Source organism: Deinococcus sp., from assembly GCF_018260555.1.
Taxonomy (GTDB): domain Bacteria; phylum Deinococcota; class Deinococci; order Deinococcales; family Deinococcaceae; genus Deinococcus.
Genome location: NZ_JAGLBB010000142.1, coordinates 1 through 1,335, shown reverse-complemented (window position 1 = coordinate 1,335; position 1,335 = coordinate 1). Strand labels below are relative to the sequence as shown.

Sequence of the window (1,335 nt, the reverse complement as noted above, 5' to 3'; positions counted from 1 at the left end):
CTTTGCCAATTTGGGGGCCTTGTCCCCTACCCAGGGCTTCTAGGGGGCGCGTTTCAAACGCGACCCTTCCGGGGGTGGTTTATGCCCAGAGAATTGAAACAATGTCAGGTTTTGTCAGGTTTTGGCGCTGGCTTGCTTATGCGGGGCCGGGATATACCGAGGCCTGAACGCCGTGTTTTCGGCCTGCTTTCGGGTGGGCCGTGGATTGAAACTGAACAGTTGGGCCAACTTCCGTTTAAAACGGAGGTTGGGGTTTCGGCCCTGCTTCCGGGTAGGCCGTGGGTTGGGACATAAGGCAGCAGACACCCCGCGACCGGTCGCGGGGTGTTTCATCTGGAACTGAGGCCGCGCTAGGCCCTCAGGCCCTCGCCCGTGCGGGGCGTCAAGTCAGGCTCTGTGAGTGCTTGCCCCGCCTCAGAAAACAGGGTGTACAGGGGGGCCGGGTCACACTGGGCGGTCGAGAGAACAGCGGCCTGGAATACACACAGCGCGGCTATAAACGCGCCCCGCGCCATGTCATGCGGCAGCGCTTCGAGCATGCCGGTAATAGCGGCGGGGTGCTCGCCCAGGTGGTCGAGGGCCGCGCCTGCCTGGGCCTTAGTCTGCCCGCAGTCCTCTAGCACCTGGCAGACAAAACCGGCTGCCCAGGCCGCAAACATGGCGAGTACGCTTGAAGGGTCGCGCTCGACCTGCTCACAACTGGCAAGCATGGCCCCGCAGTAGAACAGGCCGTTAGCGTAGTGAAACACCGTAGACCCTGGCGCGGCCACCTGCCCCCAGGTCAGCGCACAACTGACAAGCGCCTCTTTAAGGGCCTCGAGGCTGGCGGGCACCTGCTCACGGCTCAGGGTGACGGTTTCAGGCGGCGGCGGTAAGTGCCCCCGCCTGATGAGCTGGGCGCGTATCTCGAGGGCCTGGGCGTCAGTCTGGGCGCGTAATTTGTCAAAGGTCATGCTGACCCCCTCGCGGTGTCCTGGGCGCGTAGGGCGGCGGTGGTCACGGTCGCCCAGGTACTCGCGGCCTCTAGCTGCTCATCTGTGGCCGCGTCACCCCAAAGCAGCGTATAGGGTGCCCCGCCGCCCTCACTGGGGCACAGTGCCCAGAGGTCTACAAAGTCAGGCAACCCCGCGAGCCTCAGGGCCTCATGTTCAGTGAGGGCGGTGCCGTGAGCATACCCGCCCAGCAGGACGCCAGCAGGCACGGGGTACGGCCCCGCGACCCCCAGAGCGATTAAAGCGGCCTGCCCCTCTACGGTGTAGGGGTAGCGTGAGAGTTGGGACGAAAAATTACCCTAGTGACGTCAGACACATTCCTTGGGCTAGCCTTGCTCTGGAG

1 protein-coding gene is annotated in these 1,335 nt (G+C 64.0%); it reads right to left on the bottom strand.

All coding sequences use genetic code 11. The features are described 5' to 3' along the window. Nucleotides 1-350: 350 nt before the first annotated feature. Nucleotides 351-953: a hypothetical protein gene (locus QZ271_RS14310; RefSeq protein ID WP_291432611.1), complete on the bottom strand. Its 603-nt coding sequence runs from the start codon at nt 951-953 to the stop codon at nt 351-353. Nucleotides 954-1,335: the final 382 nt, after the last annotated feature.

Excerpts from the sequence above, each read along its gene's own strand:
- QZ271_RS14310 (WP_291432611.1), bottom strand. The coding sequence starts at position 953 with ATGACCTTTGACAAATTACGCGCCCAGACTGACGCCCAGGCCCTCGAG.